Genomic DNA, 15,574 nt, shown 5'->3' with positions numbered 1-15,574 from the left:
ACTCCATCATTGTCATTTACATCGTATAGATCAATTAGCTTTCAGTTAAAGCTGTGACATTCAATACATTTTGCAAATACGCATGTAAATCTTGCACATTATCAGCAATAGTTAAAGGTTGGTATTGCTGCAAAATCTCAATACTATGCACGCCATAACTCACACCAATCCGTGACATATTCAGATGCTGCGCCATCTCAAGATCATAACTGGTATCACCAATCATAATTGCATTTTCGACAGCAACATTTAACGCTGCGAGAATTTCTTGCAACATCAGTGGATCAGGCTTCGACTTGGTCTCGCTCGCAGCACGAGTAATATCAAAAAGATCATGACTCTCAGTTTGTGCTAACACACGATCTAGCCCTTTTCGGCTTTTACCTGTTGCAACAGCCAGTTTTAATCCTTGTTGCTTTAAGTCAGCCAAAAGCTCTGCAACACCCTGAAACCAAGCGTCACCTTTAGAGTTAGCCACATAGTGGTCAGCATAACATTGCAAAATTTCTTGCTGTAAATGCGGTACCTGTGGAAATAAGATTTGCATCACTTCGGGCAAACCTAAACCGATAATACTTTTGGCAGCTTCATATGTTAGCGGTTGCTCAAATTGCTGTGCAGCATATTGCAGACTTGCAACGATTTGACCAACCGAATCGAATAAAGTGCCATCCCAATCAAAGATGACTAACTCAATGTTTTGACTCATTTTTTCTTTCTCAACTGATCGATCACTTGTTGCATGTCTTCAGGCATAGGCGCTTCAATGATTGGATAATTCGGAATTTCGAGGCGCATTGCATGTAAACATAAGCGTCGCGCTTCTGGTCCAGCATATGCGGTGTTATGACCATACTTATCATCACCAATTAAAGGATGACCAATACTCAAACCATGCACACGAATTTGATGAGTACGCCCCGAAAGCGGAGAAGCATGCACTAAAGTTGCAGTTTTAAAACGTTCTACCACTTTCCAGTCAGTTTTACTTGGTTTTCCCTCTTTGGTCACACGTACACGACGCTCGCCATTGGCAAGTTCATAACGTAATAACGGTGCATCAATCAATTGTTGATCTAGGCTGACTTGCCCTTTGACAATCGCAGCATAGGTCTTTTGAATTTTGTGCTCACGTAATAAGTCTTGCAGCAACTTTAAGGTACTACGCTTTTTACTGATCATGACCAAACCAGAAGTATCTCGGTCAATACGATGAATCAATTCTAAATATTTTTTACCTGTGGCTGCACGCAAAGCCTCAATCAAGCCATAAGCGACACCACTACCACCATGCACGGCGATACCTGAAGGTTTATTAATCACCAATAAACCTTCATCTTCATAGACTACACGGCTGAGTAGACTTTGTGCGACACCATCACTAACAGGAACATCGCTTTCATCCTTTTGTTCATAGCGAATAGGTGCAACTCGAATTTGATCACCAATACTCAAACGTGTTTCTGCTTTTATCCTTTTTTTATTGACTCGTACTTGACCTTCACGGATCAAACGGTAGATGCGACTTTTTGGAACACCTTTTAATCGGGTAAATAAAAAATTATCGATTCGCTGCCCTTCTTGATGTTCGTCAACGTCAAACCAAGTGACACTTTGCCATTGTTGTGTAGAATTCATACGCTCGATTAATCCAAGATTTGCTAAATATGATTAAAAATTGATCATTTAGCTAAGTTATTTCACAAGAAACCTAAACTTAGCCCATAGGCAGATGCGACAAGGTTTGGTATATTCAGCACACGGATACCCTCGTAAGTGAATTTCAAATCAAAAATTTTATTTAGATAAAATTTCAGATCGATGAGATATTCACCAATAGCTCGAATAGGTCCTAAAGAATTATGCCGACGCCGAAGGCTTATTATATCGGCAAAATGACAAACTGTTGCGTTTAATTGTGCATCAGCACATACAGTTTGTTCATAAAAAATATGTCGCCAACAAATTTGTTGGTTATTAAACGTAAACTGATCCACATCAGACAATTTGCTCCCTGATGTCGCATTCAGGCTAAAGCGTTGATGCATTGGAACTGCTAAGCACAGATACGATGATAATTCCGTATCAAGACTTCCAGATGGATCGACTTCAATGCTTAATGACAGTGAAAGTCGCCATCCAATGCACCGCTCACCCGCCAGTGAAGCGTACAGGAAACTTTGATTATGTCGGGTCTTGTGGTATTTCACAGATGTATGCCATGGATGAAATATCTAAAGCCCTAAGATTAAAGCAGCGTTGCTGACATCGAAGTAACCGAATCAAAACCCAAAGCTGGATATTACAGTCAGTGGTTTCAGAGCTTCATATATCAAGTCGCTCCTGAATCTTGATCGCGCCAAGTTGATGTTTGCTCAAACCGAGTGAGCCTGTTGTTTGTGTGCATCACTATTAGGTGTCACACCCATGAAACGTATGTTGATTAATGCAACCCACGCCGAAGAAGTTCGCGTTGCACTTATCACTGGTAGTCGTCTTTACGATTTCGATTTAGAAAACCGCACTCGTGAACAAAAAAAATCAAATATTTATAAAGGTCATGTCACTCGCGTTGAACCGTCTTTAGAAGCGGTTTTCGTTGAGTATGGCGCACAGCGTCAAGGCTTTTTATCTATGCGAGAAATTGCAAACTCGTATTTCAAAGCAGACCCTCGTCAAACCTCAAATATTCGTGAACTCATTACTGAAGGCACTGAATTATTAGTTCAGGTTGAAAAAGAAGAACGTGGCAATAAAGGCGCTGCACTTTCAACATTTATCTCACTTGCAGGTCGTTATTTAGTTTTAATGCCAAATAACCCGAAAGGTGGTGGTATTAGCCGTCAAATTTCAGGTTCAGTTCGTGAAGAGTTGAAAGAAATTTTAGCGTCTTTGAATTTACCGCGTGGCATGAGCGTAATCGTGCGTACAGCGGGAATTGGACGTACCCAAGAAGAGTTACAACTCGACTTACAACATTTGCTCGATCTTTGGGCTCAAATTCAAGGTTCAGCAAGTTCTGGTCCATCACCAATGATGGTTCATCAAGAAGCAGGTGTTGTAACTCGCGCAATTCGTGATTACTTACGTGATGACGTTGCAGAAATTCTGATTGATAGCGAACAAGCATACAACGAAGCATATAACTTCGTGAAAGCGGTCATGCCACGTCAGCTCGATAAATTAAAAACGTATACCTTGAATGAGCCACTGTTTGCTCATTTTGGCATTGAAAGCCAAATTCAAACGGCTTACGAACGTGAAGTGAAACTTCCATCTGGCGGTTCAATTGTGATTGACCAGACTGAAGCGTTGGTATCAATCGATATTAACTCTGCGAAATCAACACGTGGTCATGATGTTGAAGAAACAGCGCTCAATACTAACTTAGAAGCAGCTGAAGAAATTGCACGTCAACTTCGTCTACGTGATATCGGTGGTTTGGTTGTTATCGATTTCATCGACATGACCAAAGACCGCAACCAGCGTATGGTTGAAGCAAAATTACGTGAAGCAACGCAAAGCGATCGCGCACGTATTCAATTCGGTCAGCTTTCACGTTTCGGTCTTATGGAAATGAGCCGTCAACGTTTACGTCCTTCTTTAGAAGAAGCGACTGGTTATGTGTGCCCACGCTGTCATGGTACAGGTATGGTACGTGACTTACGTTCGCTTTCACTTTCGATTATGCGTAAGGTCGAAGAAATTGCTTTACGTGAACGCCAAGGTGAAGTTCAAGTTGAAGTGCCTGTTGAAATTGCAGCCTTCTTATTGAATGAAAAACGCCATAGCTTGGTTTATTTAGAACAAACTTCAAATGTTCGTGTAACGGTATTACCTCACCCTCATTTAGAAACACCACATTATCAAATTCAGTTCAATCCAGATGGCTTTGCCCCATCAAGCTACGAACGTACTGAAGCAACACGTTCAAGTGAAAAAGAATTAGGTTATGAATCTTCTGACTGGCATTTAGAAGAAGCAGAGCATCATCATGCTGCTCCTGCTCAAAATAATGCGGCCACAGCGCAAAAGAAAAATGCGCCACAACAAGCTGCTCAACCAAAGCAAACTCAAGCGACCACACAAAAGTCTGCTAGTCCGTGCGCTTGGTTAGAAAACTTATTTGTTCAAAAACAAGCTCAAACCATTGATCAATCACGTTCTGCTCAAAATGCCGCAGCATCAATTGAACAAATGATTAATAACGGTGCAGTGAGCCGTGGTCAATTTGGTCAGGTCAATGTTGCTGTTGCGCCGACTGAAACTGTCGCTCCAACCGCTAATAACGCTTATATGTCACAAGCACCTGTGAAGCAAGAAGCGAGAGAGACATTTGAGAAAGATGAAAAATCTCATCGTCCAAACCAATCTCAAAATCCGAAGAAACGTAAACATAAAGAACAACGTGAACAACACGTCCATGCACATGAGCAACAAGCCCAAGTACATGAAGAAGTTGCTCAAGTTTCTTCACGTCAAGAACAACCATCACGCCAAGAGCAACGTGAGTTAAAGCGTCAACAAAAACGCCAACAACCACAAGAGCATCAAAATCAGCCGCAACATAATGATGTCGCTGTACATGGTAATGACTCAAACCCATTGCCACGTCGTGATCGCAACAATCAACAGCGTTCAAATCGTCCAAATCGTCATCGCGACCAAAGCGTTTTGAATGAAGTTCCAACCGCTGCTCCAGTAGTCAATAATCCTCAACAAGTTAAAGTTGATGTGATTGAAGCTCCTCGTGCAGAAGCAATGAACACAGCCTTGATTGTGAACATTGATCAAGGACAAAGCGAAATTGTTGCGCTCAATGCACAGCAATCGCCAGAGCCGACTGCAAAAGTTGAAACTGCACCGACGACAGTTGTCGAAACAGTTGAAACCCCTGCTCCAGTTCAGGAAGCTGTAGTCGAAACGACAGAGGTAGCAGAACCAGCAGTTACGCCAGCAAAACGCGCTAGTAACGACCCACGTTCACGCCATCGCGAACAACGTAAAGCTCAATCGCAGCAGAAAGCGAGTACACCTAAAGTTGTACCATCTCAAGTTCCAACCTTAGGACAGTACACTGTGGGTAGCTTAATTCGTCATGTATATGGTGAAGATTGCACGATTTTAATCGAGCAGTTTGGCTTGATTACAACATTCAACCGTGCTTTACAAAAGTTCGTTGATCAGTATGTAAGTACTCTAACAGTTGAAACTGCTGTTACTGAGGAAAAACGTCCTGTTACTCGTGACGTTGAACTTCCAACACAAAAGCCTACTGAAGAAGTCGAACCAGCTCCAGTATTGGCTCTAACACCATCTGTAGACACGCAAGTTCGTGTAGCAAATGATCCACGTGAACGCCGCCGTTTAGCGAAATTAGCGGCTGAACAAGCAAAAGAAGCACATATTGCGTCTAATGTAAGTTCACCTGCTGTGGAAAATACTGAATCGAAAGAAGAAGTAAAAGTGTCTGAAGAAGTTGTTGCAACTCAAGCAGAAGTAACAATTACAGCACCTGAACAACAGCCTTTAGAACTTCAAACTGCGGAAACAGTTGAAACAGTTGAAACAGCTACCGAGGTTGCAGCAGTTGAAATTTCAGAACAACAGCCAGTTGCTGAAAATGAAACTACTGCCGTAGAAGCAACTGAAGAAGTTACTGCCAAGGCACCTGAACTTGCTGATAAAAAAGAGCAAGTTGCTGTGACTGAAGAAGGTGAAGTTGATAAAGATAAATCAGCGCGTCCTCGCCGTCCTCGTGGTCGTCCACCGAAAAAAGCAACCGTAGGGAACGAGTAATTTGCTAAATTGCACGTAATAAGCCAAAGCCTAGTCATTTCGATGACTAGGCTTTTTTGTTATTTTGTCAGATTAGGTTGATTACTCTAGGGAATTACCATTACAAACAGCATCAACAACAATGATGTTAATGGTTGTGTTTTAACAGATAGCCATTTGGACTGATCGAAAAATAAACAGGATTGATATGAGCCAAACTACGCAGACCGATATTATTACGCTTGGTGATGTTGCAACTCGACTCCCAAATTTCATCACTAAAGTACCTCATATCCTCAATGGACTTAAGCAGGCCTATATTCGTACGCCAACTTCACCAGCAGGTTTAGGGATCGCCTTTGAAAAAGCAGTCAAGCGTAATCCACAGGGTATCGCACTGCTATATGAAGAACAAAGCTATAGCTATCAAGCTTTAAATGAATGGGCAAACCAAATTGCACATTACTATTTATCGATTGGTGCTAAAAAAGGTGATGTTATTGCAGTGATGGTGGAAAACCGTCCTGAGCTCATTGCAACAATCGTTGCTTTGGCTAAAATTGGCGTAACGATTGCTCTCGTTAATACCTCACAGGTCGGTAAAGTACTGGCTCATAGTATCAATTTGGTCAATCCAATTGCTGTTATTGCGGGCGAAGAGGTTCGTGCTGCAATTGATGAAGCACGTCAAGAATTAAAGATAGCAGAAGATCGCTTCCATTGGTTTGCCGATCAAGAAACACGTAAAAATGCAGGCAAAGCACCAAAAGGTTACGTTAATCTCGCTGAGCAAATTGACCAATTTCCAAAATTTAATCCATCAACCACACGTACTGTAACTGGTAAAGATGGATTATTTTATATCTATACCTCTGGTACGACGGGTTTACCAAAAGCAGTCATCTTCACACATAGCCGTTGGACACTTGCTTACGGTACTTATGGTCATATCTTAAATCTTGGTAAAGATGATGTGATGTATGTGACCTTGCCTCTCTACCATGCTACTGGTGTGGTTGTGTGCTGGTGTGGCGTGATTGCTGGTAGTGCAACACTTGCTGTGAAACGTAAATATTCAACCAGTTCATTCTGGAAAGATGTTCAGAAGTTTAATGCTTCAGCTATCGGTTATGTTGGTGAACTATGTCGTTACTTGATCGATGCACCTGCCACTGATTTAGATCGTGGTCATCGTGTGACGAAAATGATCGGTAATGGGATGCGTCCTAATATCTGGGGTAAATTCAAAGAACGCTTTGGTGTAGAGGAAGTTTTAGAACTTTATGCATCAAGTGAAGGGAACGTTGGCTTTAGTAATATCTTTAACTTTGATAATACGGTTGGCTTCTCTCCAACACCTTACGCGATTGTTGAGTTTGATAAAGAAAAGAACGAACTGGTGCGCGATAAAAAAGGCTATTGCAAAAAAGTCAAAACAGGTGAAGTCGGCTTACTGGTCGGTAAGATCACGAGCCGCTCACCATTTGATGGTTATACAGATCCTGAGAAGAATAAATCTGTCATTTTGAAAGATGTATTTACACAAGGTGATTCATACTTCAATACAGGTGACTTAGTCCGTGATATTGGCTTCCGTCATGCACAGTTTGTAGATCGCTTAGGAGATACTTTCCGCTGGAAAGGCGAAAATGTTTCCACAACTGAAGTTGAAAACATGGTCTGCGAATATGAAAAAATCGCAGAAGCTGTGGTTTATGGCGTAGAAATTCCAAATACCAATGGTCGTGCAGGTATGGCAGCGATTACACTGGTAGAGGGACAAGAGCTGAATGAAACTGATTTAAGTGAAATGGTCAGTGTCTTCAAGAAATGCTTGCCGTCTTACGCGATTCCTGTTTTCTTACGCGTGCAAGAGAAAGTTGAAACAACTGGTACATTTAAATACCAAAAGAATAAACTGAAAGAAGATGCATTTAATCCAAATAAAACATCTGAACGTCTACTGGTTTTATTACCTGGCGCAACGAGTTATTGTGATGTAAATAGCGAGATCTTTGAGAATATTCAAAGTTATCAATACCGTTTCTAGTTTATTTTTTAGCTAAATAAGAGGAAATCGTGCTTTTTATAAACAATCATGCACATGTTTTTAAATTTCCTCTTGTGTTAGCTGAATAACTTGCTAGAATACGCAACATCAAAACAAAGACACATTTAGAACGAATTAGTTTTTCTTGTGTAGCATATTTAAGCGATGCTTAGATACTTGCTTTGGGTCGTTAGCTCAGCTGGTAGAGCAGCGGACTTTTAATCCGTTGGTCCCGCGTTCGAATCGCGGACGACCCACCATCTTATGTTTTGAACCCTTATTGGGTCGTTAGCTCAGCTGGTAGAGCAGCGGACTTTTAATCCGTTGGTCCCGCGTTCGAATCGCGGACGACCCACCATCTTATGTTTTGAACCCTTATTGGGTCGTTAGCTCAGCTGGTAGAGCAGCGGACTTTTAATCCGTTGGTCCCGCGTTCGAATCGCGGACGACCCACCAAATTCTAAAAACCTCATCATATTCTGATGAGGTTTTTTTATTTTGTGCTCATTATCTTTCTAAATGATGACAAAGTAATATGAGCCTTAAATATCGCTGTTTAAGGCTCTTTCATTTTCGATTATAAAAATGCTTCCAAAACAGAATTTAAAAAGATATGCCCCTGCTCTGTACAAGCAATTCGATTCACATCGGCAATCAATAATTTCTTCTCACGCAATTGTTTTAGCGTTGCATCTAAATCATTCAATTCAAGACCCGTTCTTTGCGCATAAAATTCGGAATTGACACCATTATTTAAACGCAAAGCATTCATCATAAACTCAAAGGGCAACTCCTCTGCTTCAATGCGTTTCATTTGCCCATGCTCAGCAGGCACTTTAGCTAAATAATCTTTCGGTAAACGGGTTTTCTGAAAACGATAAATTCCATCAGGTCGTGTCACTTTTCCATGAGCACCTGCACCAATCGCTAGATAATCCCCAAATTGCCAATAATTTAAATTATGTGCTGAAGGCTTTTCTTTTCGCCATGCAGAAACTTCATAATTAATGTAGCCATTGGCTTTCAGATAAGCTTCACCTTGTGCTTGAATCTCTTCTAAAACTTCATCTTGAGGTAAGACAGGCTGAGTTCTAAAGAAAACAGTATTTGGCTCTATAGTCAACTGATACCAACTGATATGTGTCGCACCTTGCTCTACAGCAAGTTTCAGATCATTTAATGCTTGCTCTAGGCTTTGTTGTGGCAAACCATGCATCAAGTCGACATTAACGCGCTCAAAACCCGCCTGACGTGCCTGTTGGATCGCATCTAAAGCATTATTCGCTGAATGAATACGTCCTAAACGCTGTAAATGCTCAGAATCAAAACTTTGCACACCTAGAGATAGGCGATTAATTCCAACGGCTAAATAGTCTTTAAATGGGTCATGCTCAACAGTGCCAGGATTTGCTTCTAAAGTAATCTCACAGTTTTCGTCAAAAGCTAAAAGTCCTTTAAGTTGATCAAATAACCATTGATAACCCTTTGCAGAAATCAACGATGGTGTCCCACCGCCAATAAACACACTATGAATTGTTCGACCTTGTGCCATTCCGACTTGAGTTTCAAAATCAGCCACTAATGCAGCAAGATATTGCTGCTCCAAATCCATTGACAATTGCCCATCAGGAACAGCATGCGAGTTAAAATCACAATACGGACATTTCCGCACACACCAAGGCATATGAATATAAAGTGAAAGTGGAATACTGGCTGGGTTTAATTGACTCAAAATAGAAGCTCGATACTAGAATTTTGTTATTTTAACATGACTCCATCAATCGGCTTATCATCATCTACGTATTCAGTTAGACTGGAACGACAAACAACAATTAGACGGATAATATGATTAAAATTTCAAGTCAATTGCTTCTTTTTCTTCCTCTTGCTTTAGGTGTAGGAGTGGCAATGGCATTTCAAACCGCGATTAATGCGCAACTACGTGAACATCTACAATCCCCACTGCAAGCGGCTCTTCTTTCTTTTTTAGTCGGTACAGTCGTATTAGCCGTTTTGGTTTATTTTCAAAGTGCAAGCAAACCAAATTTAAGTGAACTTTCACAAATTCCATGGTTTTTATGGATTGGCGGCTGTCTTGGGGTTTATGCGATTAGTATGAGCATTTATACTGCACCAAAGCTCGGATTTTTAACTTTTTCAGGCTTAGTCATTTTCGGACAGTTGTTTATTTCAATGTTACTTGACCAATTTGGGTGGTTAGGAACCGAAAAAGTATCGATTAATTGGCAACGCGTAATCGGTAGTATTGTCATCTTTATTGGCGTTTTACTCACACTACAGCGCTAATTCCCCTCATTTTAATAAGAGTATTTTTTTGTGCCCCACGCTACAACCAAGCGATTTGAACTTAAACAACTATTCCATCTCATGCTTCCTATACTTATCACACAGTTTGCGCAAGCTGGTCTAGGTTTGGTTGATACCATAATGGCGGGACACTTATCAGCTGCCGATCTTGCAGCGATTGCAGTTGGCGTCGGTTTGTGGATTCCTATTATGCTTTTATTTGCAGGAATCATGATTGCAACGACACCTTTGGTTGCGGAAGCACGTGGTGCTAAAACACCTGAAAAGATTCCAACGATTGCTCGTCAGTCACTATGGGTTGCTGTAATCCTCGGTATTGTTGCAATGCTTATTTTGCAATGTATGCCTATGTTTTTACCCTTGTTTGGTGTGCCTGAAAGCTTATTACCAAAGGCGAGTCTCTTTTTACACGCGATTGGCTTTGGTATGCCTGCGGTGATGATGTATGCCGCTTTACGCAGTTACTCAGAAGCTTTAGGGCATCCACGTCCTGTAACTGTGATTAGCTTAGCTGCACTGTTAGTTCTTATCCCATTAAATATGATTTTCATGTATGGCTTTGGACCAATTCCAGCTTTAGGAAGTGCGGGCTGTGGTTTCGCAACGGCAATTTTACAATGGTTAATGTTCATTACCTTAGCCATTTATATTTCAAAAGCAAAAGCATACAAACAAGCACCAATTTTCACAAAATGGGAAAAAATTGATCCAACATGGGTTAAACGAATTTTAAAACTTGGCTTTCCCATCGGTTTAGCAGTTTTCTTTGAGGTCAGTATTTTTAGTACGGGCGCTATTGTGCTGAGTCCATTGGGTGAAAATGCGATCGCAGCGCACCAGATTGCGATTTCGGTCACCTCACAGTTGTTCATGATTCCTTTATCACTCGCCATCGCCCTGACAATTCGAGTTGGTATGTATTATGGTGAACAGAACTGGCAAGCAATGCGTCAAGTACAAACTGTTGGCTTGATCAGCGCAACTGTTTTTGCAGCCATTACCATGACCTTAATTGCTGTTGCTCGTCCTTATATTGTAGCGATCTACACCACTGATATTAACGTTATTCCAGTCGCGATGTACTTACTCTGGTTTGCTATGGCATATCAATTGATGGATGCATGGCAAGTCAGTGCTGCAGGATGCTTACGTGGTATGCAAGATACACAAGCACCGATGTGGATTACCCTTATGGCGTATTGGGTGATTGCTTTCCCAATCGGTTTGTATTTAGCTCGCTATACCATTTGGGGCGTTGCAGGTGTTTGGCTCGGCTTAATTATTGGTTTAACCATTGCCTGCGTTCTACTGATTGGACGTTTATATTTGAACAATAAACGTTTGGCACAAAATATATAAATTATTTCCGATTCCAATTACAGGCGGCATAGATACGCTGCCAATAGGGACATTACATAGAGGTAATGTCCCTATTTTGAAATTCCTTTCTTGTAGATTGCTGCTATTCAGATTCTTCTGCTGCTCACCATAATTGAATACTTACATCACTTAACATTTTGTTATAGGCAATTTAAGTTTTGTCGCCTATGATCAAAGAATCACTTTAAAATGGTCGTCTGAGGTCAAGCACATATGGCAAAACATGCAAGCTCTCCCAGTAAGCGTTTTTTAAAACTGGCGGGTATGACCGCAAGTATTGCTAGCAAAAGTGTGGCCAATTCAATTCGAAATCTAACCGCAGATGAAGAACAAAAAAATGCGGCACGTAGCCAGTTGTTCCAAGATATCGGCTTGCAGATTGCTGACACCCTTGGAGAAATGAAAGGTGCGGTGATGAAAGTGGGACAAATTGCATCTCAATACAAAGATATTTTCCCACCTGAAGTGGCGAAAGCAATTGCCAAATTACAGCGCCAAGCCCCCGCTATGCCATTCGCTGCGATTCAACAACAAGTTGAAAAAGAACTCGGAAAACCTTTAAACCAAATCTTTAGTTCTTTTGAATCTGAACCTTTTGCAGCAGCCTCTATTGGTCAAGTGCATCGTGCCGTACTCCCGAATGGGCAAGCCGTTGTGGTGAAAGTACAATATCCAGGCGTTGACCAAGCCTGTGAAAGTGACTTGAAACAAGTCCGTTTGGCATTGCGCTTAATGGGTGTCATCAAGATTGATAAGAAGCTACAAGATCAACTATTTCAAGAAATCCAAGAAAGTCTTTCAGCTGAATTGAATTACGAAATTGAAGCGCAGAATTTAGAAGTCTTTAAAACATTCCATGAAAAGCTGGATATGCAAATTATCATTCCTCAAGTTTATAAAGAATACTCATCTCGGCGCGTCCTCACTTTAAGCCTTGAACAAGGCGAGTCCATTGAAACGGCAAGTTCATGGTCAGTTGAAACCCGTAATCAAATAGGTCGTCGTCTTATTCGAGCATTAGGACAGGAAATATTTTTCCTAAAACGTTTCCATTGCGATCCACATCCTGGCAATTTTGCTTTCCGTGAAGATGGCAGCGTGATTATTTATGATTATGGCAGCGTCAAAACACTTTCACCTGAAATCATTCAGCACTTCAAAGCACTGGTTAATGCAGCTCGTCAAGAAGATATTGCTCAGGTTGAAGACTTACTAGTTGAACTACATTCGATTGCAGAAAAACAAAAGTTCCCAAGTGAGTTGTATGTGCAATGGATTGAAATTTTATTACGTCCACTTAGCACAGATTATGATTTTGCTGAAAATTCATCACATCATGATGGCATGCGACTTGTTAAAAAGTCATTGAAATATTGGGATGTATTTAAGCCGTCTCCAGATACATTAATGGTTAATCGAACCATTTCAGGACATTACTGGAACCTCATTCACCTCAAAGTGCATGACAACCTGAATGATTTATTTGAAGAATTAGTACCCAGTTAAGCATCTTTAAAATTTTAGTTTTATGAATGATATTCGTTATTTTAGAAAAATATTCATTTAGTAAAATAATTTTTACGACTTTCATCTGCTATTTCATACAATGAATCCGACTCTAGCATAGCTTCGAGTAGGCTTGAAAAACTCAAAATTGACTTCACACATAGTTATGTTATAACATTTCAATATTAGTAGGAGTCAATCAAAATGCGTAAAGATATTCATCCTGTATATCAGCAAGTCCTTTTCCATGATACCAATGCTGATGTTTACTTTTTAATTGGTAGCACATTGCAAACCAAACAAACTAAAGAATATCAAGGCACAGTTTACCCATATGTAACCCTTGATATTTCAAGTGCCTCACATCCTTTCTATACTGGTGAAGTACGTCAAGCAAGTAATGAAGGTCGTGTTGCAAGCTTTAACAAACGCTTTTCACGCTTTAGCCGCAAAGCTTAATCTTCATTTAAGTTTCGTGATTTAATCTGTATCTATTCGAAGTCTAAGCCTATCTCCTCCACTTAGACTTCTTTTTTTATGCCTAAAAAATTACCTATCGTTGCTAGCTTGTCCAATAAAACCAAATTCTATTGGCGTCTTTACATAAAAGAGTGAAATCTGTTGACTGTCCAAATAACTTAATAACTCAGTTGCTTGTTCATTTGTTACCGCAAATTGGATTTGGATAGGTCGATCAGCCAATTCAAAGAAACGAGCAGAATGAAATAGACCATGATGATCTAGACCTTCTAATCCGCCTACTACTGTAGCTCCACGTAATTTCATTTGCTTTGCTAATACAACGAGCCATTCATTGATTGGCTGCCCCTCAAAACTACGATTTTGTGAGGTGTAAAAGGTAATTAAAAATCCAGTATTCATCCTATTGTCTCCTTCTAAGCAGCGCTCAGCCATTGATGTAAACTCATACCAATGATTGTGAATATCAGAGAGCCAATCACATGAATCAGAATGGCTGCACAGGCATAACCCAATTTACCACTTTGTAATAAGCTAATAATCTCAGCAGAAAATGTCGAAAAAGTCGTTAAAGCGCCGCAGAAACCTGTGATCACAAATAGTTTGTAATTGGGGCTTAATGAACTTTGAGAAAAATAGGAAATGGCAAAACCAATAATAAAGCCACCGACAAAATTAACAGTCACTGTTCCCAAAGGAATATTCGGAAAGATCGGATTTAGTTTTAAACCAAGAAACCAACGCAGCCATGCGCCTAAGACAGAACCTAAAGCGATTGAAAGTAGTGGAAAATACATCATTTACTCCAAAGACAGCGTCGGAGATAAATACGCTTTAGATATCAATTGATCAATATTATTGTAAGATTTTTGCATGCGCGAACTCCAAAAAGGGAACAGAGCACGCACAGACCTACGTCCCCTGTTCAGGGTAACGTAGGCATCATTAGCCATAGTGGCGGTTTGTAGTAGGAGGAATGCCATCTCCTTTTCCCTAAAATAACATAAATTTTAGACAACTCAATACATCTTTTGAAGCGTCATTAGACTGTGTATAAGCACTTAGTTATCCACAATGTATGTACCAGTTGCTAGCTTTTTTTCTCCGATCACATAAAAATCTAATGCTGGCACCACAAAAGCCAAAGCCTCTGCATCACTGTTTAGTCCAAATTGCTTTAATAACACTGGTGCTTTTAATGCACAAATTTCAGCTGCTTCAATCTGTTGAAATTGTATAGGCATATTGATATCACCTTGTGACATCTCTGTCGGTTGATCGACCCATTCTGCCCATGCATGATCTTGATCTACCAAAAACAGTACCGCATCATCCCAAGAAGCAAACAGGTCTTGCCATTCCTTGGGAAGCCGTTTCTGTGCTGTAATTTTGACCTCGCTATTTAAAGAGTAATTTTCATCTACAACGATCTCTGTTTTAATAGTTTGTTGTAGATCGTTCTTTTGATGATGAAATTTTGAAGCGTATTGTGCTGGAAGTACATCACTGGCGAGACGTCCTCCGATGACATATAAATATTGATCTAAAATCACTTGTTCAAAAATCACGGTTTTAGGAAACGATTGATTTAAATAGAACCGCCAATTACTTTGTTTAGGGGATGGCATTAACTTTCTTAATCGACCTAAAAACTGAAATCCCAAATAATGATGTTGGTAAGTGAGAATTGTAAAAATTGTTTTGCCCTGCTTTTCCCATATGGGCATATTCTTCGGATGATGTTGGCGGACTTGTTCAACATCGACAAGCCAAGATAGATAAACGATATTACTAACTCGACTTTGTAAACGCATGAATGGTAATAATCTCAGAACCAAACGTCGTATACTCAGCAAAAAACCACAACTTAAAATACCGCTTAAAAGTCGCATAAAAACATGCTGTGAAGATAACTTAAAATGGTGTCTATTCATTATTTTTCATTAAGTTAAAAAATTTCACGAGCATAAACTGCTTATGTACTCAGGTCTAGTTGATAGAGCAGAATACTTTTCTTCTTGCTTTTCGATGCTATGATGCTTGCCATTGATT

Annotated in this window: 13 protein-coding genes, 3 tRNA genes and 1 riboswitch; of the genes, 9 read left to right on the top strand and 7 right to left on the bottom strand. The window is 40.3% G+C overall.

Annotated features, from left to right (window positions below; translation table 11 throughout):
• Positions 1-34 precede the first annotated feature (34 nt).
• From F933_RS11160 to F933_RS11150, 3 genes are all read right to left on the bottom strand, one after another.
• Positions 35-709: an HAD-IA family hydrolase gene (locus F933_RS11160; RefSeq protein ID WP_005061190.1), complete on the bottom strand. Its 675-nt coding sequence runs from the start codon at positions 707-709 to the stop codon at positions 35-37.
• Positions 706-1,638 (bottom strand): RluA family pseudouridine synthase, encoded by a 933-nt coding sequence (locus tag F933_RS11155; protein ID WP_005061187.1) that lies wholly within the window; start codon positions 1,636-1,638, stop codon positions 706-708. The genes F933_RS11160 and F933_RS11155 overlap by 4 nt, the downstream gene beginning before the upstream one ends.
• 62 nt (positions 1,639-1,700) lie before the next feature.
• A complete protein-coding gene (locus tag F933_RS11150) occupies positions 1,701-2,210 on the bottom strand; it encodes a hypothetical protein (protein WP_223880489.1) in 510 nt (169 codons plus the stop codon).
• A gap of 217 nt (positions 2,211-2,427) precedes the next feature.
• Between F933_RS11150 and F933_RS11145 the strand changes: the two genes are divergently transcribed.
• The 5 genes from F933_RS11145 to F933_RS11125 all read left to right on the top strand — a co-directional run bounded on the left by F933_RS11145 (position 2,428) and on the right by F933_RS11125 (position 8,284).
• Positions 2,428-5,799, top strand: a complete 3,372-nt coding sequence (locus F933_RS11145; RefSeq protein WP_005061185.1) for an Rne/Rng family ribonuclease — start codon at positions 2,428-2,430, stop codon at positions 5,797-5,799.
• A 187-nt stretch (positions 5,800-5,986) separates the two neighbouring features.
• On the top strand, positions 5,987-7,828 hold the full coding sequence (locus F933_RS11140; protein ID WP_005061183.1) for a long-chain-acyl-CoA synthetase: 1,842 nt from the start codon (positions 5,987-5,989) through the stop codon (positions 7,826-7,828).
• A gap of 184 nt (positions 7,829-8,012) precedes the next feature.
• Positions 8,013-8,088, top strand: a tRNA-Lys gene (locus tag F933_RS11135).
• A 22-nt stretch (positions 8,089-8,110) separates the two neighbouring features.
• A tRNA-Lys gene (locus F933_RS11130) sits at positions 8,111-8,186 on the top strand.
• A gap of 22 nt (positions 8,187-8,208) precedes the next feature.
• Positions 8,209-8,284: transfer RNA gene (locus F933_RS11125), tRNA-Lys, on the top strand.
• A 121-nt stretch (positions 8,285-8,405) separates the two neighbouring features.
• On the opposite strand, the gene hemW is transcribed toward F933_RS11125, so the two are convergent.
• Positions 8,406-9,560: a radical SAM family heme chaperone HemW gene (hemW, locus tag F933_RS11120; RefSeq protein WP_005061181.1), complete on the bottom strand. Its 1,155-nt coding sequence runs from the start codon at positions 9,558-9,560 to the stop codon at positions 8,406-8,408.
• 113 nt (positions 9,561-9,673) lie between these two features.
• Here hemW and F933_RS11115 point away from each other — a divergent pair, with 113 nt between their 5' ends.
• The 4 genes from F933_RS11115 to F933_RS11100 all read left to right on the top strand — a co-directional run bounded on the left by F933_RS11115 (position 9,674) and on the right by F933_RS11100 (position 13,501).
• Entirely contained in the window at positions 9,674-10,135 is a 462-nt protein-coding gene (locus F933_RS11115) for a DMT family transporter (protein WP_034710783.1), read from the top strand.
• A gap of 30 nt (positions 10,136-10,165) precedes the next feature.
• On the top strand, positions 10,166-11,515 hold the full coding sequence (locus tag F933_RS11110) for an MATE family efflux transporter (RefSeq protein ID WP_005061178.1): 1,350 nt from the start codon (positions 10,166-10,168) through the stop codon (positions 11,513-11,515).
• A gap of 234 nt (positions 11,516-11,749) precedes the next feature.
• Positions 11,750-13,042, top strand: a complete 1,293-nt coding sequence (locus F933_RS11105; RefSeq protein ID WP_005061176.1) for an ABC1 kinase family protein — start codon at positions 11,750-11,752, stop codon at positions 13,040-13,042.
• Positions 13,043-13,246: 204 nt separating this feature from the next.
• Positions 13,247-13,501, top strand: a complete 255-nt coding sequence (locus tag F933_RS11100) for a type B 50S ribosomal protein L31 (protein ID WP_005061174.1) — start codon at positions 13,247-13,249, stop codon at positions 13,499-13,501.
• A 90-nt stretch (positions 13,502-13,591) separates the two neighbouring features.
• Here the strand turns inward: F933_RS11100 and F933_RS11095 are convergent, their stop codons facing one another.
• From F933_RS11095 to F933_RS11085, 3 genes are all read right to left on the bottom strand, one after another.
• Positions 13,592-13,924 carry a DUF190 domain-containing protein gene (locus F933_RS11095; protein ID WP_005061172.1) on the bottom strand — a complete coding sequence of 111 codons (333 nt, stop codon included), beginning with the start codon at positions 13,922-13,924 and terminating at the stop codon, positions 13,592-13,594.
• 14 nt (positions 13,925-13,938) lie between these two features.
• A complete protein-coding gene (gene crcB / locus F933_RS11090) occupies positions 13,939-14,319 on the bottom strand; it encodes a fluoride efflux transporter CrcB (protein WP_005051167.1) in 381 nt (126 codons plus the stop codon).
• Between the two features lie 132 nt (positions 14,320-14,451).
• Positions 14,452-14,518: riboswitch (Fluoride riboswitch) on the bottom strand.
• 65 nt (positions 14,519-14,583) lie between these two features.
• Positions 14,584-15,456 carry a DUF2071 domain-containing protein gene (locus tag F933_RS11085; protein WP_034710781.1) on the bottom strand — a complete coding sequence of 291 codons (873 nt, stop codon included), beginning with the start codon at positions 15,454-15,456 and terminating at the stop codon, positions 14,584-14,586.
• Positions 15,457-15,574 lie beyond the last annotated feature (118 nt).

It is taken from the genome of Acinetobacter beijerinckii CIP 110307 (assembly GCF_000369005.1).
Lineage (GTDB): Bacteria > Pseudomonadota > Gammaproteobacteria > Pseudomonadales > Moraxellaceae > Acinetobacter > Acinetobacter beijerinckii.
Note: the sequence above shows the minus strand (reverse complement) of the source record. Positions and strands in the feature narration are given on the sequence as shown.

Excerpts from the sequence above, each read along its gene's own strand:
- F933_RS11160 (WP_005061190.1), bottom strand. The coding sequence starts at position 709 with ATGAGTCAAAACATTGAGTTAGTCATCTTTGATTGGGATGGCACTTTA.
- F933_RS11155 (WP_005061187.1), bottom strand. The coding sequence starts at position 1,638 with ATGAATTCTACACAACAATGGCAAAGTGTCACTTGGTTTGACGTTGAC.
- F933_RS11145 (WP_005061185.1), top strand. The coding sequence starts at position 2,428 with ATGAAACGTATGTTGATTAATGCAACCCACGCCGAAGAAGTTCGCGTT.
- F933_RS11140 (WP_005061183.1), top strand. The coding sequence starts at position 5,987 with ATGAGCCAAACTACGCAGACCGATATTATTACGCTTGGTGATGTTGCA.
- F933_RS11115 (WP_034710783.1), top strand. The coding sequence starts at position 9,674 with ATGATTAAAATTTCAAGTCAATTGCTTCTTTTTCTTCCTCTTGCTTTA.
- F933_RS11105 (WP_005061176.1), top strand. The coding sequence starts at position 11,750 with ATGGCAAAACATGCAAGCTCTCCCAGTAAGCGTTTTTTAAAACTGGCG.
- F933_RS11100 (WP_005061174.1), top strand. The coding sequence starts at position 13,247 with ATGCGTAAAGATATTCATCCTGTATATCAGCAAGTCCTTTTCCATGAT.
- F933_RS11095 (WP_005061172.1), bottom strand. The coding sequence starts at position 13,924 with ATGAATACTGGATTTTTAATTACCTTTTACACCTCACAAAATCGTAGT.
- crcB (WP_005051167.1), bottom strand. The coding sequence starts at position 14,319 with ATGTATTTTCCACTACTTTCAATCGCTTTAGGTTCTGTCTTAGGCGCA.
- F933_RS11085 (WP_034710781.1), bottom strand. The coding sequence starts at position 15,456 with ATGAATAGACACCATTTTAAGTTATCTTCACAGCATGTTTTTATGCGA.